The sequence below is a fragment of the Phyllobacterium sp. OV277 genome (assembly GCF_900104355.1).
GTDB lineage: Bacteria > Pseudomonadota > Alphaproteobacteria > Rhizobiales > Rhizobiaceae > Phyllobacterium.
The window spans coordinates 117881-144192 of sequence record NZ_FNIY01000010.1; the positions used below are offsets into that span (position 1 = coordinate 117881).

The window sequence follows — 26312 nt, forward strand, 5'->3', positions numbered from 1 at the left end:
GCAATTTTGTGTGCTCTCAACCCTCGGATGCGCCAAACGAGATTAGCCTCTTCTCCTTACCCTAAAGTCTTACGGAAAATACAAAATTTTGTACAATTTCAAAGCCTTATAGGTGGCATTGCTGATTTGATTCCACCTATATCTGACTCATAAAGCCTTGGACCCGTGGGCATCATTAAATGCCATCCAAACTGCGTGGTCACTGGCGGAGTGACCCGTTGAGCAGAACAAAGATCATTATCTCGATCCTCACCGCGGCGGCTATTGGCTGGTCAGGACCGGCTTATGCGGACCCGAAACCAAAATCTAAGCAGAGTTTCTTGGGGAAATTCATCAATGGTTATGAAATTGAAAAGAAAGGTGGTGCAAAAGCAGGCTCGGGACCGAGTATCGATAAGCCCACGCCCAATGCCGATAAAAAGATCGATATCGAGGATGAATGGGGGCTGATCAGGGCGTATGACGACGGGCCGATCTTGTTGGATCACCCTGATGAGGATACCACGTCGCATGCCGGTAGTGTGGATATTAAGCTAACGATCACCAATGACTGCATCGTCAATAATGCTGACAGTACCAAAGTGGGTAATGCCATGCTGGATTTCGGCTCCCGAATGAGTGTGACGAAATTGATTGAAACGAACACGAGTACAAATGTCAGTGCTATTCAGATCACATGCACCAGAGGGACAGCATTCAATATCGCCCTCGGTAAAGGTCTGTACCATGACGGCACGTCACGCAGAATGGGTGGCGGCACTGGCTCTTATATCAGCTACGATCTGTATCGTAGTGCGAGTGACACGGTTCCTTGGGGCACAACCAAGGGCACAGATACCTTGGCTGTGACAACGGTGAAGGACGACGAACCTCAGCCATTGACGATCTATGGCCGTGTTCCAGCGTCGACAACCAAGCCAGCACCTGGCGTCTATAAAGACACGGTCGCCATCAGCGTCGTTTTCTAACCTCTCGCCCAAGGACGTAACGCCATGCGCTCATATCTCGCGCGTCTGGCGGTCGTCTCAGGGTTGATAATCGCGCAGGAAGGGCGGGCGGCATCCGGATCAACCGCAATTTCAGCCTCCGCCGCGATCTGGTCACCCTCCGGTTCCCAGCCTGTCGGGCACGTCATCCGTGCCCTCGACACTTGATCTTTACCTGAACAGCATCAAAGTTTTCTCGGGCGAAGTCCCCGCCGCACCCTTCGATGTGACAAATCTTCCCCTCATGGACGGTGGCGACGATGCCCGCATTGTCATGAAGGATGCGCTTGGGCTTCTATGCCATGGCCGCAAGCAATCTCAAGGCAAAGCTGTCCTGAGCATTCCCCTAGCTTTATCCAGCCCGCCACACCTTCGTTAGAGGTGAAAGTGATTCGCTTTTATAGCCAATCGAGGCGCCATTTTGCGCCCAATGAAGATTGCAATTGTCTTTGCTCTCAACCCCAAGATGAGCCAACCGAAATAAACTCTTGCTTGTCACTCTAAAGTCTTACGAAAAAGATAAATTTTCCTACAATTTCAAAGAGTTATAGGTGATGTTACTGATTTCATTCCGGGTATATTTGACTCATAAAACCCCGGACCCGTGAGCATTCACAAAATACCATCCAAACAGCGGGTCCCCGACCGTACGATCCATTGAACAATATGAAGCAATTGAGAACCAAACAATTTTTGAAAGAGAAGAGACAATGAACAGAACGAAAATCATTATCCCGATCCTCGCCGCGGCTGCGATTGGCTGGTCAGGGGCGGCTTATGCGGGGACCGACCCAGCAGCAACGAAGAACGACACAGCAACGAAGGAGCCACTACCACCAACGAAGGCCGGTAATTTGGATGTTCAGTTAACGATCACCAATGACTGCATCGTCAATAATGCTGACAGTACCAAAGTGGGTAATGCCATGCTGGATTTCGGCTCCCGAATGAGTCTGACGAAATTGATTGAAACGAACACAAGCACAAATGTCAGTGCTATTCAGATCACATGCACCAGAGGGACAGCATTCAATATCGCCCTCGGTAAAGGTCTGTACCATGACGGCACGTCACGCAGAATGGGCGGCGGCACTGGCTCGTTTATCCACTATGATCTGTATCGTAGTGCGGGTGACACGGTTCCTTGGGGTACCGACAAGACAAAGGATACCTTGGCTGTGACAACGGCGAAGGACGACGAACCTCAGCCATTGACGATCTACGGCCGTGTTCCAGCGTCGACGGCAGCCAAGCCAGCACCTGGCGTCTATAAAGACACGGTCGCCATCAGCGTCGTTTTCTAACCTCTCTCCCAAGGATGTAACGCCATGCGCTCATATCTCGCGTTTCTGGCGGTCGTCTCCGGGTTGATAATCGCGCAGGAAGGGCGGGCGGCATCCCTACAGGTGTCGCCCATCTCTGTCGACCTGACTGCGCCAGCTCGAGCCTCGTCCGTCAATCTCCGCAACACGGGTAGCCGCCCTGTCAACGTGCAGGTTCGCGTGTTCAAATGGACCCAGATTGGCGGGAAGGACCAATTGGTTCCCGCTCAGGATGTGGTCGCCAGTCCACCTGCTGCCTCGTTGCAGCCAGACGCCGCCTATACGATCAGGATTGCCCGCAACGGCGGCGCACCGCTTGCCGCTGGCGAGGGCGCATACCGGCTGCTCATCGACGAACTTCCCGAGGTGAACCTTCGCCGGTCGAACACAGGCGTCGGTTTTGTCGTGCAATATTCCATTCCGGTGTTCTTCGGCACCCGGTCCGCCAGCGCGGAGCTGCATTGGAATATCAGCCGCGACAAAGGCAATCTTGTGCTTGAGGTCACCAATACAGGCAACCGCCACGCCAAAATTGCCAATCTGAAGGTCGCATCATCCGTGGGACCGCTGTCGTTTGGCGATGGTCTGAACGGGTATGTCCTGCCCGGCAGCACCATGCGCTGGACCGCTCCGGTCGGCGCACGTCGCATCCAGTCCGGCACCAGCGTCAACATCACGGCGAGCGGAGATGATTATGCTGTTAACGAGTCAGCGACCGTCACAGGCCACTAAGGCGTATCTTGCCACATGCATGATCCTCGCGGTTGGGTTGATTGGTGAAACACAGGCTATGGCTCAGGATGTCTCGCTTACCAGTCAGGATATTCTGCTCAGTCAGGACATACTGTCCGGCCAGAAAATGCAGCCCAGTCAGGACCTGCTGCTTGGCGTCACTGTCAATGATTATCCAACCGGTGCACTGGTCACATTCAAAAGGCTTCCCGGCGGCAAGCTCGCCGCGAAGCCGGAAGATTTGCGCGCTGCCGGTATCAAACCGGATCGTGGCATCATCGGTGCCGATGGGTTGATCCCGCTCGACAATCTGCGGCCAGTCACATGGATTTATGACGAACCCCGGCAAATCGTTATCTTCACCGCACCTGATGATGCCCGCGTGCCCGCCAGCGTCGATGTGGGGTCCAGCCGCAGTCCGGTGGACCTGTCGGCGGTTCGCTCTGATTTTGGTTCAGTGCTCAACTATACGCTTTACGGCACCTATGGCGCGCCTTGGCGTCATTGGAACAAGCAGCGCAATACCGGCTCATTGAGCGGCAGGTTTGAATCACGGATACTGACGCCGTTTGGTACCTTCACCAATACGGCCCTTGCCCGGATGAATGCCTTTACCACCTTCAACCATCCCGACAATGGCTTTACCCGCCTCGACAGCAACTGGCGCTACACGGACCCGAAACATTCGCTGGTCTATCAAGTCGGCGACTCCATCTCCAGCGCGTCATCATCAGGCTCGTCCTATCGCTTCGGCGGCATCCAGATCAACCGCAATTTCAGCCTCCGCCGGGATCTGGTCACCAGCCCGGTTCCCAGCCTGTCGGGCACATCCTCCGTGCCCTCGACGCTTGATCTTTACCTGAACAATATCAAAGTCTTCTCCGGCGAAGTCCCCGCCGGTCCCTTCGATGTGACAAATCTTCCCGTCATGGGCGGCGGCGGCGATGCCCGCATTGTCATGAAGGATGCGCTTGGGCGGGACGTTGTCACGCAGCAATCCTATTTTTTCGCCCCCGGCATGCTGGGTCCGGGCTATGTCGATTTCTCAGCCGAACTCGGTTTCCCCCGCATCGGATATGGCAATGACACTTTCAGTTATGATCGCCATCTCGCCGGTTCCGCCAGCGTGCGTTACGGCCTGACCAACTGGCTGACGCTGGAAGGTCATGGCGAAAGCACGCGCGGCCTGATCAATGGCAGCGCTGGATTTGTCACCAGTCTCGGTCCCTTTGGCTCCATCAATGCCTCCTATTCCGGCAGCAAATATGGCGACGAGACCGGTGGCAAGGCATCAGCCTTCTATCAGGTCTCGCACAGGGGCTATTCCTTCTATATGGGCGCGGATCGCTCGTTTGGCAGTTACAACGATGTCAGTCTCGTGGTTGATCGCAGCCGCAGCGCATATGTGCCGCTGGCTTCCCGCGCCAGAGAAGTCGACCGGATCGGCATATCCTTTCCGCTCGGCTTTGATCCATCGTCGCTCAGCCTTGGCTATTCCCGCATTGGCGGCGCTGGCAAGGACGGCGATTCCAGCATTCTCACCGCGTCCTGGTCGCGAACCGTGTTTGATAAAGCCTCTGTCTATCTCTCCGCCTATGCCGATTTGAGCAGCAGCAGCAAATCCGGCATTTATGGCGGCATTTCCTTTCCGCTGGGTGATAACATGCACGCATCAGCCAATCTCTCGCGGAGCGGTGACCACATCGGCATTGACACCAGCCTGTCGAAATCGGCGTCGCAAACGGAAGGTTCGGTTGGCTGGTCGCTGCATGATCATGAGACACCCGGTGGCACCGGCAGCCGCTCCGCCTCTGGCAGTTACCGCACCCGAACAGCCAATCTTTCCGGCTCGCTCGACCAGTCGGGCGATCAGGGCCGCATCACCGGCACCGTCGAAGGTTCGATTGTTGCGGCAGGCGGCGATATCTTCTTCGCCAACCGCATCGATGATGCTTTTGCCGTGGTCAAGGCTGGCGGCCCCGATGTTGATGTTTCCGTCAACAACCGCCGCGTCGGCACCACCAATTCGCACGGCCGCGCGCTTGTCCCCTATCTCAGATCCTATGATAACAATACTGTCGCCATCGACCCGACCAATCTTCCCCTCGATCTGCAGCCGGAGTCAACGCAAGTCGTGGTTGTCCCGGCTGATCGCTCCGGCACCGTGGTTGATTTTGGCGTGAAGAAGACAGACGCCGCCCTCGTCAGCCTGACCGGACCCGATGGCCAGCCGCTGAAACTCGGCGCTGCGGTTCAGCTTGATGGCACCGACCAGACGACAATTGCCGGTTATGAGGGGCTGACATGGCTCACCGGCCTCTCGCACCACAACAGCCTCACCGTGACCTTGCCCGAAGCCGCGGGCACCTGCCACGCCAGTTTTGACTATGAATCGGTAGCGGGCACACAACCAACGATTGGTCCTGTTCCATGCCGATAAGACAGGGTGTTCCTGAAGCCTCCCGAATAATTGGGTCTCTCTTGACCACATGCCCCGTAACCACGCGGCAACCTCCGCGTCGCACCTTTTAATCGATGAGATTAGCCATGAAGATCAAAATTGCGCTGAGTTTATTGTTTTCCCTCATCCCCGCTCTGGTGTTTCCACTCATGCTTACTTTGGGGACGTTCAGCTTTGTCCAACCGTCATTTGCAAAGAATTGCTACTTAACGTCGCCGGCTGGCATCAGCACGAGCATAGATGTATTCGAGGGCAGTCTAAAGCCTATAGTCATTCCAGATATGGAATTTAAATGCGAACGTGATATACCAACAAAACAGTGGAAGGATGACTTCGTATACTTTTGTTTTCGTATTGAGCCTAGTGCCACTCAAAGACGAGATAACCACAGCTTCAATCTAGTGATGAAAGACAACACTTTCGTCGAGCTTGGCTTCCAATTACAAAATCGTTATCGTGAAGACGAATATATATCGACAAATGACACCTCGCTCAAAACCTACGGTATTGCGCCCGGCTTAAAAAACTTCTTAGGTGGTTTTTTTCCTGAGGAGGCGGCAGCAAAAGCTCACTTGAGCAACATTGAACTAAAACCTCTTTTAAAGGGCAGTCAGTTTTTGAATCAAGCGGGCACCTTCGCTGGATATAGTTTAAATGACAATCAGACTTTGCTTCAAGCGGGCACCTACGCTGGCAGCTATAGACTCTGGGTATATCAGCTGGACGATATTTATTTTTCGAATAGCGCTAGACCGCATGGTTGCGAAACCTTAAATTTTACCAGTAGGAGCATGCTCGGTACGATAGATATCTCGATTACTGTCAAAAAGAACTGCCTGCTTGAGAACAAAACAGATATCAATTTTGGAGCCATGGCATCGTCTGTCGCGATGAACCAACCGGAGGCCGAGGGGAGTATAATCGATCCGCTGCACCGTCGGGACACCCTATTCTATCGCCTTTAACCAAGGCCAATACAGTGTGGATGGAAAACGCCAGATGAAGAGCGCCGACGGGAAGAATTTTGTTCCCTACGAGCTATGCAGCGACCGAGGCTGTAAGACTGTCTGGACGACCCCCCCGATCCAGATTGCTCAGGGCAAGCCAACGCATGACGCCGTGACTACCCCAATTTATGCCAAAATCCCAAAACTTGCTGCCGCGCCACCAGCCGGTGTCTACAGGGACACTGTTATTTATACAGTTACTTATTAAGGCTCCAGCCGCGCCTTTCTTGCGGCTGTCAAACCAACCCCGCTGATGCTCAACACGTTACGGTGGAGATACGCTTCTACGACTTCACAATATGCTCGGCGCTCAGGCCCAGCAAAAATATTGCGGGTGTCGACAAATCAGCGGGACCGTTTCCCCACGCTCCAATTCCCGCGCAGCCTCTCCCAGTTGATGAGAACACTGATGAAGATCAAAATTGCGCTAAGTTTATTGTTTTCGCTCATACCCGCTCTGGTGTTTCCACTCATCCTTGCTCTGGGAATGTTCAGCTTTGTCCAACCGTCATTTGCAAAGAATTGCCACCTCACGTCGCCGCTTGGCATCAGTACCAGTATAGATTTATTCGCGAGCCCTCCAACGCCTGTAACCATTCCCAAAACGTATTGGACATGCGAGCGTGATATACCGCTAAAACAGTGGACTTCGGGCCGCACAAATGTTTGTTATCGTATTGAGCCTGTTGGCTCTCAAATAAGAGATAATTACAGCTTCAATCTAACGATGAAAGATAAGCCCAATGTCGTGCTTGGCTTCAAATTATCTAACAGTGATTATGGTTTTACTGACTATGTATCGACAAATAACCCCTCGCTCGACACCTTCGGTTATGGGATTTTAAGAGACTTATCCCAAAGTCTTATACTTAACGATGAGGCATCACGCCATCACATACCCGACCTTCAAGTGAAGCTTCTTTTGGATGGCAGTCAGGATTTGATTCAAGCAGGCACCTACGCTGGCAGCTATAGAGTCTGGATATATCAGGAGGACAATTATCAATCGAATACAGGACCTAGTTGCATCAACAGGTCGCTTGTCAGTAAGAGCATGCTTGGTATGATGGACATCTCGATTACTGTCGAAAAGAACTGCCTGCTTGGGAACCAGACAGATATCAATTTCGGTACCATAGCATCGTCTGTCGCGATGAAACGACCGGAGGCCGAGGGGAATATATCAATCCGCTGCACCACCGGGACACCGTATTCTATCGCCCTTGACCAAGGCCGGTACAGTGTGGACGGGAAACAACGCCAGATGAAGAGCGCCGACGGGAAGAGTTTTGTTGCCTATGAACTATGTGCCGACCGTGGCTGCAACACTCCCTGGACAAGCACCCCGATCCAGATTGGTCAGGGCGAGCCAATGAGCACAACCAAAACCACGCCGATTTACGCCAGACTGCCGAAACTGCCCGCCGCGCCGCCAGCCGGTGTCTACAGGGACACCGTTGTCTACACGGTCACGTTTTGAAACCGCAACTGCTTTTCGAAGGTCCGTCACACGACTGCCCTCTGGCAACACCTCGCAGAAATACGCTTCTACGACTTCACAATATGCTCGGCGCTTAGTCCCAGCTTGGCAAAAATATTGCGGGTGTCGACAATCAGCGGTGACCATTTGGCCAGGGCCGCATAGTCGACGCCATCATGATCAGTTGAAACCAGAATGGCATCGTAGGATTTCACTGTCTTCTCATCCAGCGGCACGGAGGCAAGGCCCTTCAGCGCTATATATTCGCGGGTTGAGGGTATCTCGGCAACGAACGGATCATGATAATCCGCATGGCCGCCGCGTTCCTTGATGATCTCGATCAGCCGCAGCGACGGGCTTTCGCGGATATCAGGCACGTTCTTCTTATAGGCGAGGCCAAGCACCAGCACGCGTGAGCGGCTGAGTGCCTTGCCGAGCCTGACATCCAGCGCTTCGGCAAGCTTGCCGACGACATAGCGCGGCATAGCCGAATTGATCTCGCCCGCCAGCTCGATAAAGCGGGTCGGCAGCTCATATTCCCGTGATTTCCATGTGAGATAAAACGGGTCAATCGGGATACAGTGGCCGCCAAGCCCGGGACCCGGATAAAACGGCATATAGCCAAACGGCTTTGTCTTTGCCGCTTCGATCACTTCCCAGATATCGATGCCCATCGCCGCATAAACGGTCTTCAACTCGTTCACCAGCGCGATATTGACGGCGCGGAAAATGTTCTCCGTCAGCTTCACCGCTTCCGCCGTTGCATTGGAGGAAACAGGCACGACTGTTTTAACCGCAGCGCCGTAGAAAGCCTGCATCAACAGGCTGGCTTCCTCACCATCACCGGCGACGATTTTCGGGATGGTCGAGGTCTGGAAATCGCGATTGCCGGGGTCTTCCCTTTCTGGCGAAAAGCCAAGGAAGAAATCCACACCTGACTTGAGACCAGTCTTTTCCAGAATGGTTTTGACCACATCATCAGTGGTGCCGGGATAGGTGGTCGATTCAAGCACGATCAACTGCCCCGGCCGCAATGTCCTGGCGATGGCGTGCGAGGTTGCTTCGACATAGGACAGATCAGGATCGCGATGCTTGGTCAGTGGTGTCGGCACGCAGATGATGATCACATCACACCCGGCAAGCCCGGCAAAATCAGTTGTCGAGCGAAACCTGTTCTTCGATGTTTCCGCGCCAAGAGCCGCATCCGAAACCGCTTCAATATAGGAGCGGCCCGCATCCAGAGCGGTGATTTTGTTCGGATCAATGTCAAAACCCGTCACGGAAAACCCGCTATGGGCAAGGGTGATTGCCAAAGGCAGCCCGACATAGCCAAGCCCGATCACACCCGCATGGGCACCACGCGCATCGATCTTGCTGGAAAGGTCGGTGAAGGGAGAGGAGGAAACGGCCAAGGCGATCTCTTCTTTGCGGGAGTTGTGGGCACATGGGAGGCCCGGAATTCTTGCCGTTTAGATGGCGGCTATGCACGCGGCTGTCAAGCAAGGGGCGGCGCGCCGTAGCTGTCACAAACAGTTGATGACGCCGAAACCCTCCATCGCACCAATGCTGACAGGAGGTTGTCAGGAGACCAGCCTTTATCCATGGGATATCCCGTGCTTCTCTATTGTTTCAGATACGTGACATGCCCATTTCAATGGGAGAACGAGAATCAAAATTGATAGAGGACCACCCGCCAGCATCCGTTTGAGCCGCACCGGACAGGCAATTGAGGCTGGAGCCTCTGCTGTCGGCGTTGACACCAATGCCCGGTTCGCTCATCCTGTTCCCGTATCTGCTTGTTTTGGGTATGATTTTCATTCCCGGTCGATCGCGGAACAGTGTCTGGAAGCTGGGCGTGGTCCGCAAGGACAGGGACGAGTGATGAGCACGCAAACTGACGTATCCGCCATACTTCTCGAAAAAGTCGCTGACTGGCTCACACGTTCTTCTCTTGCCGGCGAGAATCTTGAGACAATTGTACGAGGGTTTTGTGAACGTATCGCCGCAGCTGGCCTGCCGATCGCACGCGTCCACCTGACATTCTCCATGCTGCATCCGCTCTATGACGCGCTCGGTTTTACCTGGCAGCGTTCAAGCGGTCTTGTGGTGGAAGGTTACAGACACACGCCGGGCGAAAAGCCTGAAAGGTTTTTGCTGAGCCCCTATTACTATCTTCTGTGCAACAATCTTGAGCATGTGCGCCGCCGCCTCGTTGCCGATAGCCCCAATGAGTTTCCGATATTCGAAGAGCTGAAAAAGGAAGGCATAACTGACTATCTTGCCTTCGTGCAGCCGTTCAGCGGCGAGTCGGCACAGGGCATGATGGGCTCGTGGTCGACGGATAGCAGCGCCGGTTTCAGCGAAAGCATGATCGGCGCCCTACTGAAACTGCAGAATCATTTGGCTGTTGCCGCCAAAATGGCAGTTCTCGGCAAGCTCGCCGATAATATGCTGTCCACCTATCTCGGCGGCAATGCGGGCAAGCGCGTTCTCAACGGCCAGATTCGCCGCGGTGATGGCGAAACAATCCGCGCTGCACTGGTGATGGGTGATATGCGCCAGTCGACCATGCTGGCCGAAAAAGAAGGTCGTCAGGCCTATATCGATACGCTCAACCATTTCTTTGACGCGATTGCCGCGCCATTCAACCGTGGCGGCGGTGAAATCCTTAGTTTCATGGGCGATGGTTTCCTCGCCGTTTATCCCTGCGGGCGGCACAAGGACCCATCCAAGGTTGCCTGTCAGGCCGCGCTGTCAGCTGTCTTCAAGGCGCAGACCCGTGTGGCAGAGCTTAACCGCGAACGGCGCAAAGATGGCCTCAGCGATATCCGCTATGGCATCGGCCTGCATGTCGGCAATGTCATGTTCGGCAATGTTGGCCTGAAAGACCGCCTGACCTTTTCCGCCTTCGGGTCTGCGGTCAACGAAGTCCAGCGGCTGCAGGGCCTGACCAAGAAATATTCGCGCGAAGTTGTCGCCAGCCAGGCATTTGCCACCTATTGTGGCGGCGAATGGACGACATTGGGTGAAGAAAAACTGCGCGGCGTCGGGCAAAAAGTCACTGTTCTTCTACCAAAACAATCGGCTACAGTTGCCCCTGAAGATGCATTCGACGAAGTAGCCTATGATGGGCTGTCAGAGGCAGAACAGGTCATGCTGTTGCATCGCGACGCAAAAATTCAGGATCAGAGGCCCCTTCTGGAGAAGTTCATGCAATGAAGCGAAAGACCGTCCTGATGGCTGCCCTGGTTGCGAGTGTGAACCTATCATCCCATGCCAGCGCAGAGCCAAAGAGCGATGTGCTCGTGGACGGCTTTGACGGCAAGGATTTTTCGCCGACAGGCGGGCTCTATTACCGCAAAAATTTTGAACAGAGTGCAGGGACCGTCGAATTTCAATCGGAAGTGACGCGAAATGGCGGCGGCGCGCTGAAGCTCAGCGTCAAACCCTTATGTCCGGGTACAAAGCACAATTGCAGCGAGCGCGCGGAGATCTGGGAAAAGACCGACAAGCGCGTGCCTTATAATCAGGGCGTCTGGTACGGTTTTGCGGTCAAGTTTGCCGATCCCATTCCGACAGATGATCACCGCTATCTTATTGCTCAATGGAAACGTGAAATCGGCCCGAAGGCCGTTGGTGATTTCAGTCCTTTTCTGGCTTTGCGCCTCAACAAAGGCAAATTGTTTGCCACCATTGAGACCAATTATATTGCACCGGCAAAGGCACAGGGCACGACGACTGTCAGCGCCTGCGGCGAGGGACAGACGCCGGTCTGGTTGCGCCCTGATACCAATCAGATGCGCGCATTGGTGGCCGCAGATTCAAGCTGGACACCGCAGGATGGCAAGCAGTTCAACACCTGCACCAATGCTATTACACTGACGGATCGCGGCAATAAACTGCCGACACCCGATTCAGGCTGGATCGATTTTGCCATCTATACCAAGCCGGGACCTGACGGGTCCGGCCATGTCGAGATATTTGCCAACAACAAATGGATCGTAACGATCAAGGGCCATATCGGCCATGCCGACAAGGGGCTCGGCAAGAATCAGTATTTCAAGTTCGGTCCCTATCGCGCCGCAGACGACAAGGAATGGGCACTCTATTACGATGATTTCCGCCGGTCGCCCCGGTGTGAAGACGTGATGGATGCGCAGTTCTGCCCGGTTTTGTAAGCTTCAAGTGACACAAAATATCCCTGAAACGCTAGCACGATGTCATCGTGATGTGACCCAACTAGACTCACTGTTTGTCGTGCGATAGTCTGGCCTGAATGGGCGACAATAAAAACGCTTTGGGGAATAAAAAACTGGCATGACGTCGGGGTCTGATCTTTTACGAATCGAGAATCTCGGCATATCGTTTTCGATGCTGGGCGGGCGTATGCATGTCGTGAAGGGCGCGAATCTGCGCATCCTTCCGGGCAAGGTGACCGCGCTGGTGGGTGAATCCGGTTCGGGAAAATCCGTTATCAGCCAATCGGTTATGGGTATCCTGCCCAATACTGCCGCTGTGACGGGTAAAATCCTGTTCACTGATCCGGTTGACGGCAAAACCACAGACATTTTACAGCTGGAGCGCGATGGCCCTGAGATAAGAGCCCTGCGCGGCAGTCGTATGGCCAAGATATTTCAGGAGCCTATGACCTCTTTGTCGCCGCTGCACACGGTTGGCAATCAGATCAGCGAAGTTCTGGCCATTCATACGCAGGCGACCAAATCCGAGCGCCGTACCCAGACCGAGGAAATGCTTGGGCTGGTCGGGTTTTCCAATCCGAAGCGCACCTATGACATGTACCCGTTTGAGTTGTCAGGCGGTATGCGGCAGCGCGCAATGATTGCGATGGCCCTGATCTGCCGCCCCGCCTTGCTCATCGCTGACGAGCCGACAACAGCCCTTGATGTGACCATTCAGGCGCAAATTCTCGAATTGCTGCGCAATCTCCAGCACAAGCTCAATATGGCCATGCTGCTGATCACCCACGATCTGGGCGTGGTTGCCAATATGGCTGACGAGGTCGTTGTCATCTATCACGGCGAGATTATGGAAGCTGGGCCTGTCGATGCGATTTTCCGCAACCCGCAGCACACCTATCTCAAGGGTCTGATGGCGGCCATACCGCATTTTGACATGAAACCGGGCGAGCGTCTGAAGGCGCTGCGCGAAGTTCCTGTCAATTCCGGCGTCCTGTGGGGCAAGAAAAAGCAAGAGGAAGCCGCCCCCGAGGTGCTTCTCTCGGTGCGAAATCTCGTAAAAACCTACGGAATTCGAAAATCCGGGCTTTTCGGCAAACAGGATCAAACCCGTATCCGCGCTGTCGATGGTGTCAGTTTCGATATCCGGCGCGGCGAATGCCTCGGCCTTGTCGGCGAAAGTGGTTCAGGCAAGACCACGGTCAGCAAGATATTAATGCGGGCCATCACCCCCGACAGTGGCTCCATCACCTTTGACGATGGCAAGGGCAAGCTGGATGTTCTCGCAGCACAGGGGCCAAAGCTTCTGGAATTGCGCACCAAAATCCAGATGGTTTTTCAAGATCCTGTTTCATCGCTGTCGCCGCGCATGACAGTGCAGAACATTCTGAGCGAGCCGCTGGAAATTCACGGACGCGGTGACAGGGCGTCGCGCCTTGAGAAAGTGCGCGCGCTGATGCAGGCCATTGGTCTCGACCAGCGATACCTTAATCGTTATCCGCATAGTTTCTCAGGCGGGCAACGCCAGCGCATCGGCATTGCGCGGGCTCTGGCGCTCGGGCCGCAATTGCTGATCTGCGACGAGCCCGTCTCGGCGCTCGATGTTTCTGTTCAGGCGCAGATTCTCAATCTTCTGAAAGATTTGCAGAAGGAACTCGGCCTGACATATCTGTTCATTTCACACAACCTTGCGGTCGTTGACTACATGGCAGACCGCATCGCCGTGATGTGTGCCGGACGGATCGTCGAAATAGCGCCACGCGAAATCATCCTGCGTGATCCTGTTCATCCCTATACAAAGGCGCTTCTGGCGGCGATACCCTTTCCGGATCTCGACCGCCCGCTTGATTTCAAGACGCTCAGGGCCAGCGGTGCGTCCGACCAGCGGCTTTGGGGACCGCAATTCTCCAGCGGAGAGGAAGAAGACCCGCTTTCACCAGCCGATCTTGGCAATGGTCATCTGGTGCTGGCACGGCGCAATGTCGATGTTAAGGAACTACGCTCTTGGTAACGCGGCGGACTGTATTGGGTGCACTTGCCTCTGCGATGGTTCCGGTCACGGCCAAAGCAGCCGATCGTGAACGCGAGCCGGAATTTCTGGAAGACCGGCTGCGTGCCACAAGCCTGCCTCCCCTTGCCCAGCGCATACCAAAGCGGCCAAGGATCATCAATCTGAAAGCAATGGGGCGTGTACCCGGACAATATGGCGGCACGCTGCGTACCATTATCGGTAGCCAGAAAGACATCCGGTTCATGACCATCTATGGCTATGCCCGGCTGGTCGGATATGACGAACATCTCGTCCTGCAACCGGATGTGCTGGAGTCTTTCCAGTCGGAAAATGATACTGTTTTCACTTTCACGATCCGCGAGGGTCACAAATGGTCAGATGGGTCGCTGCTGACAGCTGACGATTTCAGCTATTGGTGGAACGACGTTCTTCTGAATGCCGACCTGACGCCCGGCGGGGGTGCTCTGGAACTGCGCATCGATGGCAAGCTGCCGCGCTTCGAGGTTCTCGATCCATTGACGGTCCGCTATTCGTGGGAGTCTCCTAATCCGTTTTTTCTGCCAAGCCTTGCAGCCCCGCAAGCGCTGGCCATTGTCGGCCCATCGGTCTACCTGAAGAAATTCCACAAGGATTATCAGGACAAATTCCGGCTAGCCGCACTGATGAAGGAAAACCGGGTCAAGAAGTGGGCTGATCTTCACATCAAGATGGCGCGGCAATATCGCCCTGAGAATCCGGAATTGCCGGTGCTTGATCCCTGGCGGAACATGACAGCGCCACCCGCCGAACAGTTCGTTTTCGAGCGCAATCCCTTCTTCCATCGGGTTGACGAGAATGGCAGGCAGTTGCCTTATGTCGACCGTTTCATCCTGAATGTCAGTTCGCCAACAATTATTCCCGCAAAAACCGGTGCGGGCGAAAGCGATTTGCAGGCCACCGGTGTTGATTTTGCAGATTATACCTTCCTTAAGGAGGCAGAAAAACGTTATCCGATCAAAGTCGACCTATGGAAGACGATCCGTGGCTCGCGCATTGCCATACTTCCCAATCTGAACTGCCTGGATGATAGTTGGCGGGCGCTGTTTCGCGAGGTGCGATTCCGTCGTGCACTTTCTCTGGCAATCGACAGGCATGAGATCAATATGGCCGTATTCTATGGCCTTGGGACACCAAGCGCGGACACGGTCCTGCCGGAAAGTCCGCTTTATAAGCCGGAATATGCAAAAGCCTGGATTGATTTTGACCCCGCCAAAGCCAATGCGTTGCTCGACGAAGTGGGCATGCAAAACCGTAACGATGATGGCATCCGTCTTTTACCCGATGGTCGCCCCGCGGAAATCACAGTCGAGACACCGGGCGAGAGCACGCTGGATGTCGATGTGCTCGAACTTGTAACCGACCACTGGCGCAAGGTTGGGCTTGCGCTTTATACCCGAACCTCCCAGCGCGATATTTTCCGCAGCCGCGCTCAGGGAGGCCGTATCATGATGTCGATCGGGCTTGGCATTCCCAATGGGGTGGCGACCGCTGACATGAATCCGGGGCAATTGGCCCCGACAGCCGATGATCAGTACCAATGGCCCGTATGGGGCAGGCATTACCTCTCCGTCGGACAGAATGGACAGGCGCCCGATCTGCCCGAAGCACAGGAGCTTCTTGACCTACAGAACAGCTGGCGTAAATCGGCCCATATGCCTGAAAGAACTGAGATATGGCACAAGATGCTGTCTCTCTACACGGATCAGGTGTTTTCCATAGGGCTGGTCAACGGCACATTGCAGCCTATCTTGCGCTCGTCGCGCTTGCAAAATGTTCCTGATAAAGGGCTCTACGGTTTTGATCCCACCTGCTACCTCGGAATATACATGCCTGACACCTTCTGGCTCAGCGGGGAGAAATAGCCATGTTGCGATATATTCTTTGGCGTATCGCGGCAATGGTCCCCACCTTGCTGATCATTTCAGCGCTGGTGTTCGTCATCATTGAACTACCGCCGGGCAATTTCCTTGAAAGCCAGATCGCCGAAATGCAGGCGCAAGGCGAAACCGTCAATCTTCAGGATATGGAAGAGTTGCGTCACCAATACGGTTTCGACCAACCTCCGGTTTTGCGTTATTTCCATTGGCTCGGGGGCATGCTGCAGGGAGATTTCGGTTACTCGTTCGAATATCAACTCCCCGTCAGTGATGTGGTAGGTGATCGGCTGTGGCTGACAGTGCTGGTGTCCTTCGTTACCATTCTCTTCACGTGGCTGCTTGCCTTTCCCATCGGCATGTACTCGGCGACCCACCAATATAGCTGGAGCGACTACGGTCTGACGCTGTTCGGCCTGTTGGGAATAGCCATTCCTAACTTCATGCTGGCACTGATCCTGATGTATTTTGCCAATATCTGGTTTGGCACATCTATCGGCCATCTCATGGACCAGAAATATCTGAGCGAACCTATGAGCTGGGAGAAAACACGATCAATCCTCTCCCATCTGTGGATTCCGGTCATCATCGTCGGCACGGCGGGCACGGCGGGGATGATCCGACGCTTGCGCGCCAATCTGCTCGATGAATTGCAGAAGCAATATGTCATGACAGCAAGGGCCAAGGGGCTGCACCCCTTCCGAACATTGGTCAAATACCCATTGCGTATGGCACTGAACTTCTTCGTCGCTGATATCGGCTCGATCCTGCCAGCCATTATATCGGGCGCTGAAATCACAGCAATTGTACTTTCGTTGGAGACAACCGGGCCAATGCTGATCAAAGCATTGCAAAGTCAGGATATGTATCTGGCCGGATCGTTCCTGATGTTTCTGGCGTTTCTGACGGTTATTGGCGTGCTCATATCCGATATTGCACTGGCCTTCCTTGATCCGCGTATCCGCTTGCAGGGCAGGAGCACAAAGTGACATCTCAGCTCCCCCTACCCGGCGCACCCTTGCAGCACTACGTCTCGACGGCGCCGTTCGATCCCATGTCGGTCGAGGCTATGACTGATGCTCAGGCCAAGGTTCATCTTGCCTCGCAAACGCGGCTCATGTGGTGGAAGTTCAAACGCCACCGGCTTGCGCTCGCCTCGGGGATTTTTCTGCTCGCGCTCTACAGCATGATCATCATTGCTGAGTTTCTGGCGCCCTATAACCTGCATACACGAAATGTTGATTTCATTCACTCCCCGCCACAGCGGGTCCGGCTGTTTCATGACGGAAAGTTAATTGGACCATACGTGTATGGTCGTGAAATGAAATTGGATATGGAATCGCTGAAACGCGTATACACCGACAACAGAAACGATGTGCAGCCCCTGCGCTTTTTCTGCCGTGGCGATGATTACCGTTTCTGGGGCGTCGTGGCGACGAATGTTCATCTGGTCTGTCCGGCCAAGGGTGGACAGATGTTCCTGCTGGGAACCGACCGGCTGGGACGCGATGTGCTCTCACGTATTATCTATGGTGCGCGTATTTCGCTGACCATTGGCCTTATCGGCATAACCATCAGTTTCGTTCTCGGCATCATTATCGGCGGACTTGCAGGCTATCATGGTGGCTGGTTCGATCTGCTGGTTCAACGCGTCATCGAAGTGTTGCAATCGCTGCCTAGTCTGCCGTTGTGGATGGCACTGGCCGCCATCATGCCCGTGACGTGGAGTCCCATCCTCATCTACTTTGGTATAACCATCATTCTCGGCATGCTGGATTGGACCGGTCTTGCCCGCGCTGTGCGTTCGAAGATTCTAGCGCTGCGTGAAGAGGATTATGTTCTCGCTGCCCAGTTGATGGGAGCAAAAAGCGGACGTATTATTGGCCGTCATCTGGTTCCTGGCTTCATGTCACATCTGATTGCCACGGCGACCATATCCATTCCGGGCATGATTCTGGGTGAGACAGCACTGAGCTTTCTTGGCCTTGGTCTTCGCCCGCCGATCACCAGTTGGGGAATTCTTTTGACTGAAGCCCGCAGTGTCAGTGTGATCGCATTCTATCCGTGGCTTTTATTTCCAATGATTCCAGTCATTCTGGTTATTTTGGCGTTCAATTTTCTGGGAGATGGGTTGCGCGATGCCGCCGACCCCTACAGATAGAGGAAAGTTGACAGACCAATGAATGTGCATTCTCCCAGCCGTCCCGAATGTGCTGCGCAGGTGAAACTGCCGCAGCAATTCGTCTCCAAGAGGTTTTGACCATGATGCGGCGTTTCGAAGATGCTCGGATCTTGATGTATAGCCATGACACGTTTGGCCTCGGCCATCTCAGACGTTGCAGGACCATCGCCCACTCGCTCGTTGAGGATTATCGCGGGCTCAACATTCTCATCATCTCCGGTGCAACCATCGCCGGGGCGTTTGACTATCGCGCACGGGTTGATTTCGTAAAAGTGCCAAGCGTGATCAAGCTGCGCAATGGCGAATATACTTCGCTCGCCCGCCACATCGATCTGCACGAAACGCTAAAAATGCGCCAGTCGATCATCAGGCATACCGCTGAAACGTTTCAACCGGATATTTTCATCGTCGACAAGGAGCCGATGGGGCTGAAAGGCGAGGTCGAAGAGACCTTGGCCTATCTCAAGTCACGCGGCACTACGCTTGTGCTTGGCCTGCGCGAAGTCATGGATGCGCCGCATCTGCTCGAAGCCGAGTGGAAAAAGGCCAATGTGATGCAGAAGATCGATCAGTATTACGACAATGTGTGGGTCTATGGCCCGCCGGATTTCTATGACCCTCTGGTCGATCTCGATGTGCCTGCCGGTGTGCGCAACAAGATGGAATTTGTCGGATTTCTTCAGCGCAGCCTGTCCCATGACAAGGCCTCTGTGCATGTGCCTGAAGGTGACTACATTCTGGTGACGACGGGCGGTGGCGGCGATGGTGCAGACCTCGTCCACAACGTCATCCATGCCTATCAGCAGGATCCGACACTGACGCACAAGGCCTTTATTGTGCTTGGACCCTATATGCCCGCCAAACAGCGGGCCAAGCTAGTGAAAAAAGGCAGTAAAATCCCTTATATCGAAGTCATCGAATTCGATAACCGCATGGAAGAACTGATTGCCGGGGCAAAGGCTGTGGTGGCCATGGGCGGCTACAACACCTATTGCGAGATATTGTCGTTCGACAAGCCTGCGCTGATTGTTCCGCGCATCCAACCGCGTGAAGAGCAGCTGATCCGCGCGCAACGTGCTTCAGAGCTTGGGCTTGTCGACATGCTCCTGCCTGAAGAAGCCGAAGACCCCTTGCGGCTTGCCGAAGCACTCAAGCGTCTGCCGGATCGTGCACCACCATCCAAGAGCGGCGAAGACATGCGTCTGGAAGGCCTCGTTCATATTTCGAAGATCGTCGGCGACTGGCTGGATGAGCGCCAGCAGCAGCAACCGCTGGCCGTTGCCGAATAAAGAGATCACTTTGCCCATACGCCGTAAAACACTGGTGGTGCTGAAGGGTTATCCACGCCTGTCGGAAACCTTTATTGCGCAGGAACTGCTTGGGCTGGAGCGTGCAGGGTTCGACCTGACGCTCATCTCCATGCGCAAACCGACCGACAAGAAGCGGCATCCGATCCACGATGAGATCAAGGCGCGGGTGGTCTATCTGCCTGAATATCTGCACGACGAGCCGCTACGGGTGCTGCGCGCGCTGTTTGCAGGCTGGTCAAAGCCGGGTTTCAAACCGCTCCTGCGCCGGTTCTGGGCTGATTTGCGCCGTGACCTCACCCGCAACAGGTTCCGTCGCCTCGGGCAGGCGCTTGTGCTTGCGCATGAATGGCCCGATGCCGGTGAATGGCTGCATGCGCATTTCATCCACACGCCTGCCTCGGTGACCGCCTATACAAGCATCATGACCGGCGTGCCGTGGACCTGTTCTGCCCATGCCAAGGACATCTGGACCTCGCCGGACTGGGAACTGACGGAGAAACTGGCCGAGGCCCGCTGGAGCGTCACCTGCACGCGCAGCGGCTTTGACCATATGCGCGAGCTGACGGACCGCAAGGATGAAGTGCATCTGAGCTATCATGGCCTTGATCTGGCGCGGTTCGGACATTTCAACGAAGCGCGATCCAACCGGAATGGTTCCGGTATCGCCGATCCCGTACAGATTTTGAGTGTTGGCCGGGCCGTGGAAAAGAAGGGCTACGATGTCCTGCTGCGCGCTTTCGCCTTGCTGCCTGCTGACCTCAACTGGAGGTTCGTGCATATTGGCGGTGGCGACCAGCTGGCGAAATTGAAGCCTCTGGCGCAAGAACTTGGCATTGCCGATCGCATCATCTGGAAAGGCGCACTTGCGCAGGAAGAAGTGCTGCAACACTATCGCAACGCCGATATATTCGCGCTGGCGTGCCGGATTGCGGCGGATGGTGACCGCGATGGTCTGCCGAACGTTCTCGTCGAAGCCTCAAGTCAAAACCTCGTCTGTATCTCGACCAACATATCAGGTGTTCCAGAACTGTTGACGGACGGGCAGAATGGCCTTGTTGTGCCGCCGGAGGACCCGCAATCCCTTGCCAATGCGCTGGAGGAGGCAATTCGCCGACCGGAACTGCGCCATCGTCTGGGTAAAGCCGCCGAACAAAGAGTGCGCGAACACTTCGATCACAATTCCAGCATCCGGCAATTGACCAGCCTGTTTGAAACCGAGTGGCAGAAGACCAGATGAGCGCACCCCGCGTCTTCTTTTATGTTCAACATCTTCTCGGTATCGGTCATCTCGCCCGCGCCAGCCGCATTGCTTCGGCTCTGGCCAAGGACGGGTTTGAAGTGACTGTTGTTACTGGTGGACTGCCCGTCCCGGGCTTTCCCGGTCCTGATGTTAAATCAGTCGCCCTCCCCGCCGTGGTGGCAAGCAATGCTGGCTTCTCCGGACTGGCAGACGAGCATGGCAAGCCTGTTGACGAGGATTTTCTGCACCAGCGCCGTGATTTGTTGCTGCAGGCATTCCATACGGCCCGGCCTGATATTGTCATCGTCGAAGCCTTTCCATTCGGTCGCCGCCAAATGCGCTTTGAACTGCTGCCCTTGCTCGATGCCATAGCAACCGCGTCGCCCCGGCCCAAACTGCTCACATCCGTGCGGGATATCCTGCAGGAACGCACCAAACCCGGTCGCGACGAGGAAACCGTAGGGCTGATCAAGACGCATTTCGATCATGTGCTTGTGCATGGCGACCCGGATTTCGTCACCTTGCCGAAAACATTTCCGCTGGCTGCCGAAATTGCCGACAAGATCATTTACACTGGCTTGGTTGCAGCACCTGTTCCGGCTTCGCCAACGGACGTTTTCGATATTGTTGTTTCGGCTGGCGGGGGTGCCGTCGGCCTCGATCTCGTGCGCTCGGCGCTTGAAGCAGCCAGAGCCTCAAGCGACCGGGGTCGTTGGTGCCTGATCACCGGGCCAAATCTGCCGGAAGAGGATTTTGCCGGTCTCTCGAACCAGACAGCTGAGAATGTCACTCTCGTGCGGTTTCGCAAGGATTTTCCGTCTCTGCTTCGCGGTGCAGAGCTTTCCATATCGCAAGCGGGATATAATACCGTCTGCGACGTACTCCAAGCGCAATGCCGTTCCATTCTGGTGCCCTTCACCGCAGGAGGGGAAACCGAGCAGACTGTGCGTGCAATGCGCCTTGAAGAACTTGGACTGGCTGTAGCCCTGCCGGAAAGCGGTTTGAATGCCGCCGTTCTGGGCGATGCCATAGAGCTTTCACTCTCCCGGCCCAAACCCGGCGGTCACACGCTTGACCTTAATGGCGCGAAACGCACAGCTGAGATATTGCGGTCTCTGCTTTAAAGACGACTTGCCATTGGAACAGAAACCGCACTCCATCGTTTCAGACGATTGTGGGAGTATTCGCCATGGCGCCGCATACTTTTTGGAAGGGCTATCTGAAGTTGTCACTGGTGACATGTCCTGTGATCATGACACCGGCTACAACGGACAATGAGAAAGTGCGCTTCCACACCCTGAACCGGGCAACCGGCAATCGCGTCGTCAGCGAATACATCGATTCAGTCAGCGGAAAACCCGTTGACCATGACGATCAGGTCAAGGGGTACGAACGCGGCGAAGACGAATATATCATGCTCGAAGATGACGAGTTGCAGGCCGTTGCTCTGGAAAGCACGCGTACCATCGACATCAATGTATTCGTTCCACACGATAGCATTGAATGGATCTGGTATGACAAACCCCATTATCTCCTGCCGGATGATCCTGTCGGTGAAGAAGCTTTCTCCGTCATAAGGGATGCCATGGCGGCTACGAAGACTGTCGGGATTGCGCGTCTTGTGCTCTATCGCCGGGAACGCGCTGTCATGCTGGAAGCACGGGATAAGGGGATTATTGTGTGGACCCTTCGCTATGGCGACGAAGTACGCAACGAAAATGAGTATTTCGCCGACATCAAAACCGCAAAACCCGAAGCAAAATCACTTGATCTTATGACTGACCTGATCAAGGAGCGCACCAAGCCTTGGGATACATCCATGCTTGGTGATCCGGTGCAGGAGCGCCTGCTGGATATTATCAGCGCGCGGAAGAAGGGCCGCAAGAAGCCCCCAAAAGCCGAAGCACAGCCCGAACGTCCAAGCAATGTCGTCAACATTATGGATGCGCTGAAGAAAAGTCTTGCCGCCGAAGGCAAGGGCTCGAAGAAGCGCTGAAGAATCCATCATCCCTTCTTGCTTGCTGACTTCGTCGACGGCAGTGGCTTCGCCGCTTTGCGGAAATCCTGCCAGGGATCGCTTGCCAATGCGTCTATGCGTGTCATCGCATTGCTGACAGTGAAGTAGGCTGGGCCGATGGAAAGATCGAGTTCATCCCAGGCGAGCGGCATGGAAACAGGTGCACCTGAACGCGCGCGGGTCGAATAAGGCGCAACGGCCGTCGAACCCCTTTGATTACGCAGATAATCGATCAGGATTTTTCCCTGCCGCTTCGACTTGGTCACCGTCGCGACATAGCGGTCCGGATCATCAGCAGCCATGGCGTCGGCAATCGCTTTGGTGAATGCTTTGACAGCTGGCCATGTGGCCTTCGGCTGCAGCGGCGCGACCACATGCAGTCCCTTTCCGCCCGATGTCTTGACGAAAGACTCCAAGCCGACCTGTTTCAGCCTGTCCCGGGTTTCCAGTGCCGCATCAATAACGGCCTGCCATCCCACATCAGGGCCCGGATCAAGATCCATGATGATCATATCAGGGCGTTCCCAATCCTTGAGTGTCGAGCCCCACGGATGGATTTCCAGCACAGCCGATTGAACGAGCGCCATGAGCCCATCAAGATCATTGATGCTGATCAGTGGTTCGCCCGCCTTGTCTTGCGGGTCGCTGACAAGATCGATATTCGCGTTCAAGCCTTTCCATGTATGCTTCTGGAAAAACAGCTGACCATCAATGCCGGAAGGACCGCGTAACAATGCCAGTGGCCTGCCTACGATAAATGGTTCGATATAGCGCCATATCTCCGTGTAGTAATCGGCAAGGCCCTCCTTCGTGACACCTGCATCCGGCCAGTAGATTCGATCGGGATGCGTGAGTTGAACCGTCCGTTTCGGTTGTTTGGGTGTGGCAGACATTTTGCGCGTTTCCCTGACGACTTCCGTTGCTACCTTGTCTTCCCGTAATCCGCGAAATGAGGCATGGCGCAGGCTTCCGTCAGCCGTCCATCCGCGAAACTCAACTTCGGCCACAAGCTCTGGCCTGATATACCGAATGTTCCTGCTCTCGACGGCATTCAGCTTTTCAGCAAATGGACTTTCCTGAATGCGCAGCCCACTGAGTTTATGAAACAGCTCTTCCGCCGAACTTGCGGTAAAACCGGTTCCAACGCGTCCCACATGTTGGAGCTTACCCTTTGCATAGACGCCAAGAACCAGCGAGCCGATTGCCTTGCGCGATGTGGATGACGGCATGTAAGCGGCAATGACGAATTCCTGCCGCAACGAGCACTTTGATTTGATCCACGTCTTGCCCCGGCCTGATCGGTAGGGCGCATCACGTTGTTTGGATACGATACCTTCCAGCCCAAGACGGCAGGAATGGGACAGGACAAGGTTACCGTCCTCTTCAAAGTGATCGCTATACCTGATCAAGCCTCCGTCTGATCCGATAACCCGCTGCAAAAGCGATTTTCGTTCAATCAACGGTGTGGCTCTCAGATCATAGCCATCAAGATAAAGCAGATCGAACGCATAGAAACGAAAACGGCTGGTGTCATTCGCGCTCAGCGCTTCCTGCAAGGCAGAAAAATCCGAGGCGCCGGATGCGGTTTCGACAATGAGTTCACCATCGACAAGCCCATTTCCAATCGGCAGCGCCTGAAATGCTGAAGCCAGTTCCTTGCCGAACTTTGCCGTCCAATCCAGACCGGTTCGGGTAAAAAGCTTGATCTTTCCCGCCTGTATATGCGCCTGCAGCCTGTAACCATCAAATTTGATCTCGTGGATCCACTGTTCACCGGCAGGTGGCTTGGGTGACAGGGTTGCCAAGGTTGGCTCAATGAAGCGCGGCAGTGGCCCTTTTGTCACCCCTTTCAGCTTCGAAGGCTCCAGATCAATATCGGTCTTTGCAGCTGACGCTTTCGGCGATGCTGGATTTCGCTTTTTCTTGGTAATCTTGCCCGTTTTTGACGACCAACCCGGCTCTTCCCCGGCAACGTCATCGATCACCCGGCCGGTTTTGACGGATTCCGGGCGCTCCTCCAAAATGTCAGGCGCGCCCGCCTCGCGCGCCACATCATCTTCGGACTTGATGAGCAACCAATTCTCGCGCTTTTCCCGCGGTTTGCGCTGCATACGCACAAGGTGCCAGAGGCCGTGGAGCTTTTCACCGTGCAGTTCGAACTCAAGATGGCCTTTTTGATATCCCTTCGCCGCATCGCCGACAGGCGTCCAGTATCCCCGGTCCCAGATTATAACGGTGCCGCCGCCATATTCGCCTTTGGGAATGGTCCCCTCAAAAGCGTTGTACTCGATCGGGTGGTCTTCCACATGAACGGCCAGACGCTTCTCAGTCGGGACAAGACTTGGACCCCGCGTAACAGCCCAGCTTTTCATCACGCCATCCATCTCGAGCCGCAAGTCGTAGTGCAGTCGGGTGGCATCATGCTTCTGGATGACAAAACTGTTTCCAGACTTTTTTCCCTTGGACCCCTTCGGTTCACGCGTCTTCGCAAAATCGCGCTTCTGGCGGTATGTTTCCAACACCGCCATGGATCAGCCAGCCTTCTTTTGTGTGGAGGCTGCGGGTTTCTTCACCGGTTTCTTTTTATCCCCGGCGCCGGTTTTCTTGTCCTTGATACCTGCGCTCTCGCGAAGCGCCTGCATCAGATCAACAACTTTTTCGTCACTTGCACGTTTTGGCGCCTTGATCGTCTTGCCCTCTATTTTGGCTTTGACCAGATCCGCAAGCGCCGCCTCATAGCGATCATCGTATTTCTCAGGATCGAAAGTGCCCTGCTTTGTACCGATGATGTGCTTGGCCAAGTCAAGCATTTCACCGCTGATTTTCATATCGGGGATGCTGTTGAACGCGTCTTTTGCGGGACGCACTTCATAGTCGAAATTGAGCGTGGTCGCGATCAGTCCATTCGCATGCGCCTGAATGAGCACTGTGCGCATGCGCCGGAATAAAACCGTACGCGCCAAGGCCGCAGACTGCGTGGATTTCATCCCTTCGCGCAGAAGATCATACACTTCATTGCCCGACGATTCCGATGGGGACAGGTAGTAGGGCTTATCCATATAAACGTCGTCTATGGCATCGGTTTTGACAAAAGCTTCAATCGACAATGTCTTGTCACTCGTTGGAACGGCCGAAGCCACTTCATCGGGCTCCAACACAACATAGTCGTCACTGCCTACTTCATAGCCTTTGACCTGATCGTCGGACTCGACAGGTTTTCCGGTTTCACTATCGACATATTGCCTGCGGACACGATGCCCCGTTGCCCGGTTCAACGTGTGAAAGGCGATACGATCCGAGGTGGAGGCGGCAGTATAAAGGGCAACCGGGCAGCTAAGCTCGGCAATCTTCAGGAACCCCTTCCAATTGGCACGCGGCACAGGAATACTCCTTCACTCATACTGCAGAATGCCTTTGCAGCGATTTTGTTCCCATATGCGTTTCTGATGTATTCG

Annotated in this window: 21 protein-coding genes; 18 read left to right on the forward strand and 3 right to left on the reverse strand. The window is 54.7% G+C overall.

The window, feature by feature from the left end:
• The first annotated feature begins 218 nt into the window (after positions 1-218).
• The 8 genes from BLU05_RS22565 (at position 219) to BLU05_RS22600 (ending at position 7988) form a co-directional block, all read left to right on the forward strand.
• Positions 219-968: a Csu type fimbrial protein gene (locus tag BLU05_RS22565; RefSeq protein ID WP_175540713.1), complete on the forward strand. Its 750-nt coding sequence runs from the start codon at positions 219-221 to the stop codon at positions 966-968.
• 24 nt (positions 969-992) lie between these two features.
• Positions 993-1154, forward strand: coding sequence for a hypothetical protein (locus BLU05_RS26320; protein WP_175540714.1), 162 nt, complete (start codon positions 993-995; stop codon positions 1152-1154).
• A complete protein-coding gene (locus BLU05_RS26325) occupies positions 1138-1365 on the forward strand; it encodes a hypothetical protein (RefSeq protein WP_091885158.1) in 228 nt (75 codons plus the stop codon). Before BLU05_RS26320 ends, BLU05_RS26325 begins: the two co-directional genes overlap by 17 nt.
• A 331-nt stretch (positions 1366-1696) precedes the next feature.
• Positions 1697-2290 carry a Csu type fimbrial protein gene (locus BLU05_RS22575; RefSeq protein WP_091885160.1) on the forward strand — a complete coding sequence of 198 codons (594 nt, stop codon included), beginning with the start codon at positions 1697-1699 and terminating at the stop codon, positions 2288-2290.
• Between the two features lie 24 nt (positions 2291-2314).
• On the forward strand, positions 2315-3040 hold the full coding sequence (locus BLU05_RS22580; protein WP_091885161.1) for a fimbrial biogenesis chaperone: 726 nt from the start codon (positions 2315-2317) through the stop codon (positions 3038-3040).
• Positions 3003-5480 (forward strand): fimbria/pilus outer membrane usher protein, encoded by a 2478-nt coding sequence (locus BLU05_RS22585; RefSeq protein WP_244518494.1) that lies wholly within the window; start codon positions 3003-3005, stop codon positions 5478-5480. The genes BLU05_RS22580 and BLU05_RS22585 overlap by 38 nt, the downstream gene beginning before the upstream one ends.
• A gap of 107 nt (positions 5481-5587) precedes the next feature.
• Positions 5588-6466 carry a hypothetical protein gene (locus BLU05_RS22590; protein ID WP_091885164.1) on the forward strand — a complete coding sequence of 293 codons (879 nt, stop codon included), beginning with the start codon at positions 5588-5590 and terminating at the stop codon, positions 6464-6466.
• Between the two features lie 451 nt (positions 6467-6917).
• On the forward strand, positions 6918-7988 hold the full coding sequence (locus BLU05_RS22600) for a Csu type fimbrial protein (protein ID WP_175540715.1): 1071 nt from the start codon (positions 6918-6920) through the stop codon (positions 7986-7988).
• 68 nt (positions 7989-8056) lie between these two features.
• Here the strand turns inward: BLU05_RS22600 and BLU05_RS22605 are convergent, their stop codons facing one another.
• A complete protein-coding gene (locus BLU05_RS22605; RefSeq protein WP_091885168.1) occupies positions 8057-9400 on the reverse strand; it encodes a nucleotide sugar dehydrogenase in 1344 nt (447 codons plus the stop codon).
• Positions 9401-9869: 469 nt separating this feature from the next.
• Here BLU05_RS22605 and BLU05_RS22610 point away from each other — a divergent pair, with 469 nt between their 5' ends.
• The 10 genes from BLU05_RS22610 to BLU05_RS22655 all read left to right on the forward strand — a co-directional run bounded on the left by BLU05_RS22610 (position 9870) and on the right by BLU05_RS22655 (position 22836).
• Positions 9870-11207, forward strand: a complete 1338-nt coding sequence (locus BLU05_RS22610) for an adenylate/guanylate cyclase domain-containing protein (protein WP_091885179.1) — start codon at positions 9870-9872, stop codon at positions 11205-11207.
• Complete coding sequence (locus BLU05_RS22615; RefSeq protein WP_091885182.1) at positions 11204-12166, forward strand: polysaccharide lyase; 963 nt, start codon at positions 11204-11206, stop codon at positions 12164-12166. The genes BLU05_RS22610 and BLU05_RS22615 overlap by 4 nt, the downstream gene beginning before the upstream one ends.
• 139 nt (positions 12167-12305) lie before the next feature.
• On the forward strand, positions 12306-14195 hold the full coding sequence (locus BLU05_RS22620) for an ABC transporter ATP-binding protein (RefSeq protein WP_091885185.1): 1890 nt from the start codon (positions 12306-12308) through the stop codon (positions 14193-14195).
• Between the two features lie 35 nt (positions 14196-14230).
• Positions 14231-16096, forward strand: a complete 1866-nt coding sequence (locus BLU05_RS22625) for an ABC transporter substrate-binding protein (RefSeq protein ID WP_175540719.1) — start codon at positions 14231-14233, stop codon at positions 16094-16096.
• A 2-nt stretch (positions 16097-16098) separates the two neighbouring features.
• Entirely contained in the window at positions 16099-17097 is a 999-nt protein-coding gene (locus BLU05_RS22630; RefSeq protein WP_091885190.1) for an ABC transporter permease, read from the forward strand.
• Positions 17094-18269, forward strand: a complete 1176-nt coding sequence (locus BLU05_RS22635) for an ABC transporter permease (protein WP_091885192.1) — start codon at positions 17094-17096, stop codon at positions 18267-18269. The genes BLU05_RS22630 and BLU05_RS22635 overlap by 4 nt, the downstream gene beginning before the upstream one ends.
• 101 nt (positions 18270-18370) lie before the next feature.
• Positions 18371-19579, forward strand: coding sequence for a glycosyltransferase family protein (locus BLU05_RS22640; protein ID WP_091885277.1), 1209 nt, complete (start codon positions 18371-18373; stop codon positions 19577-19579).
• A 10-nt stretch (positions 19580-19589) separates the two neighbouring features.
• Positions 19590-20837 (forward strand): glycosyltransferase family 4 protein, encoded by a 1248-nt coding sequence (locus BLU05_RS22645; protein ID WP_175540716.1) that lies wholly within the window; start codon positions 19590-19592, stop codon positions 20835-20837.
• Positions 20834-21964, forward strand: a complete 1131-nt coding sequence (locus BLU05_RS22650; protein WP_091885196.1) for a glycosyltransferase family protein — start codon at positions 20834-20836, stop codon at positions 21962-21964. The genes BLU05_RS22645 and BLU05_RS22650 overlap by 4 nt, the downstream gene beginning before the upstream one ends.
• A 65-nt stretch (positions 21965-22029) precedes the next feature.
• Positions 22030-22836, forward strand: coding sequence for a non-homologous end joining protein Ku (locus BLU05_RS22655; RefSeq protein WP_091885198.1), 807 nt, complete (start codon positions 22030-22032; stop codon positions 22834-22836).
• A gap of 8 nt (positions 22837-22844) precedes the next feature.
• Here BLU05_RS22655 and ligD read toward each other — a convergent pair whose 3' ends face one another.
• Together ligD and BLU05_RS22665 are read right to left on the reverse strand one after the other, a co-directional pair.
• Positions 22845-25385, reverse strand: coding sequence for a DNA ligase D (gene ligD, locus BLU05_RS22660; protein WP_091885200.1), 2541 nt, complete (start codon positions 25383-25385; stop codon positions 22845-22847).
• 3 nt (positions 25386-25388) lie between these two features.
• Positions 25389-26243, reverse strand: a complete 855-nt coding sequence (locus tag BLU05_RS22665; protein WP_091885202.1) for a non-homologous end joining protein Ku — start codon at positions 26241-26243, stop codon at positions 25389-25391.
• Positions 26244-26312: the final 69 nt, after the last annotated feature.

Excerpts from the sequence above, each read along its gene's own strand:
- BLU05_RS26320 (WP_175540714.1), top strand. The coding sequence starts at position 993 with ATGCGCTCATATCTCGCGCGTCTGGCGGTCGTCTCAGGGTTGATAATC.
- BLU05_RS22575 (WP_091885160.1), top strand. The coding sequence starts at position 1,697 with ATGAACAGAACGAAAATCATTATCCCGATCCTCGCCGCGGCTGCGATT.
- BLU05_RS22580 (WP_091885161.1), top strand. The coding sequence starts at position 2,315 with ATGCGCTCATATCTCGCGTTTCTGGCGGTCGTCTCCGGGTTGATAATC.
- BLU05_RS22585 (WP_244518494.1), top strand. The coding sequence starts at position 3,003 with ATGCTGTTAACGAGTCAGCGACCGTCACAGGCCACTAAGGCGTATCTT.
- BLU05_RS22590 (WP_091885164.1), top strand. The coding sequence starts at position 5,588 with ATGAAGATCAAAATTGCGCTGAGTTTATTGTTTTCCCTCATCCCCGCT.
- BLU05_RS22600 (WP_175540715.1), top strand. The coding sequence starts at position 6,918 with ATGAAGATCAAAATTGCGCTAAGTTTATTGTTTTCGCTCATACCCGCT.
- BLU05_RS22610 (WP_091885179.1), top strand. The coding sequence starts at position 9,870 with ATGAGCACGCAAACTGACGTATCCGCCATACTTCTCGAAAAAGTCGCT.
- BLU05_RS22615 (WP_091885182.1), top strand. The coding sequence starts at position 11,204 with ATGAAGCGAAAGACCGTCCTGATGGCTGCCCTGGTTGCGAGTGTGAAC.
- BLU05_RS22620 (WP_091885185.1), top strand. The coding sequence starts at position 12,306 with ATGACGTCGGGGTCTGATCTTTTACGAATCGAGAATCTCGGCATATCG.
- BLU05_RS22625 (WP_175540719.1), top strand. The coding sequence starts at position 14,231 with ATGGTTCCGGTCACGGCCAAAGCAGCCGATCGTGAACGCGAGCCGGAA.
- BLU05_RS22630 (WP_091885190.1), top strand. The coding sequence starts at position 16,099 with ATGTTGCGATATATTCTTTGGCGTATCGCGGCAATGGTCCCCACCTTG.
- BLU05_RS22640 (WP_091885277.1), top strand. The coding sequence starts at position 18,371 with ATGATGCGGCGTTTCGAAGATGCTCGGATCTTGATGTATAGCCATGAC.
- BLU05_RS22650 (WP_091885196.1), top strand. The coding sequence starts at position 20,834 with ATGAGCGCACCCCGCGTCTTCTTTTATGTTCAACATCTTCTCGGTATC.
- BLU05_RS22655 (WP_091885198.1), top strand. The coding sequence starts at position 22,030 with ATGGCGCCGCATACTTTTTGGAAGGGCTATCTGAAGTTGTCACTGGTG.
- ligD (WP_091885200.1), bottom strand. The coding sequence starts at position 25,385 with ATGGCGGTGTTGGAAACATACCGCCAGAAGCGCGATTTTGCGAAGACG.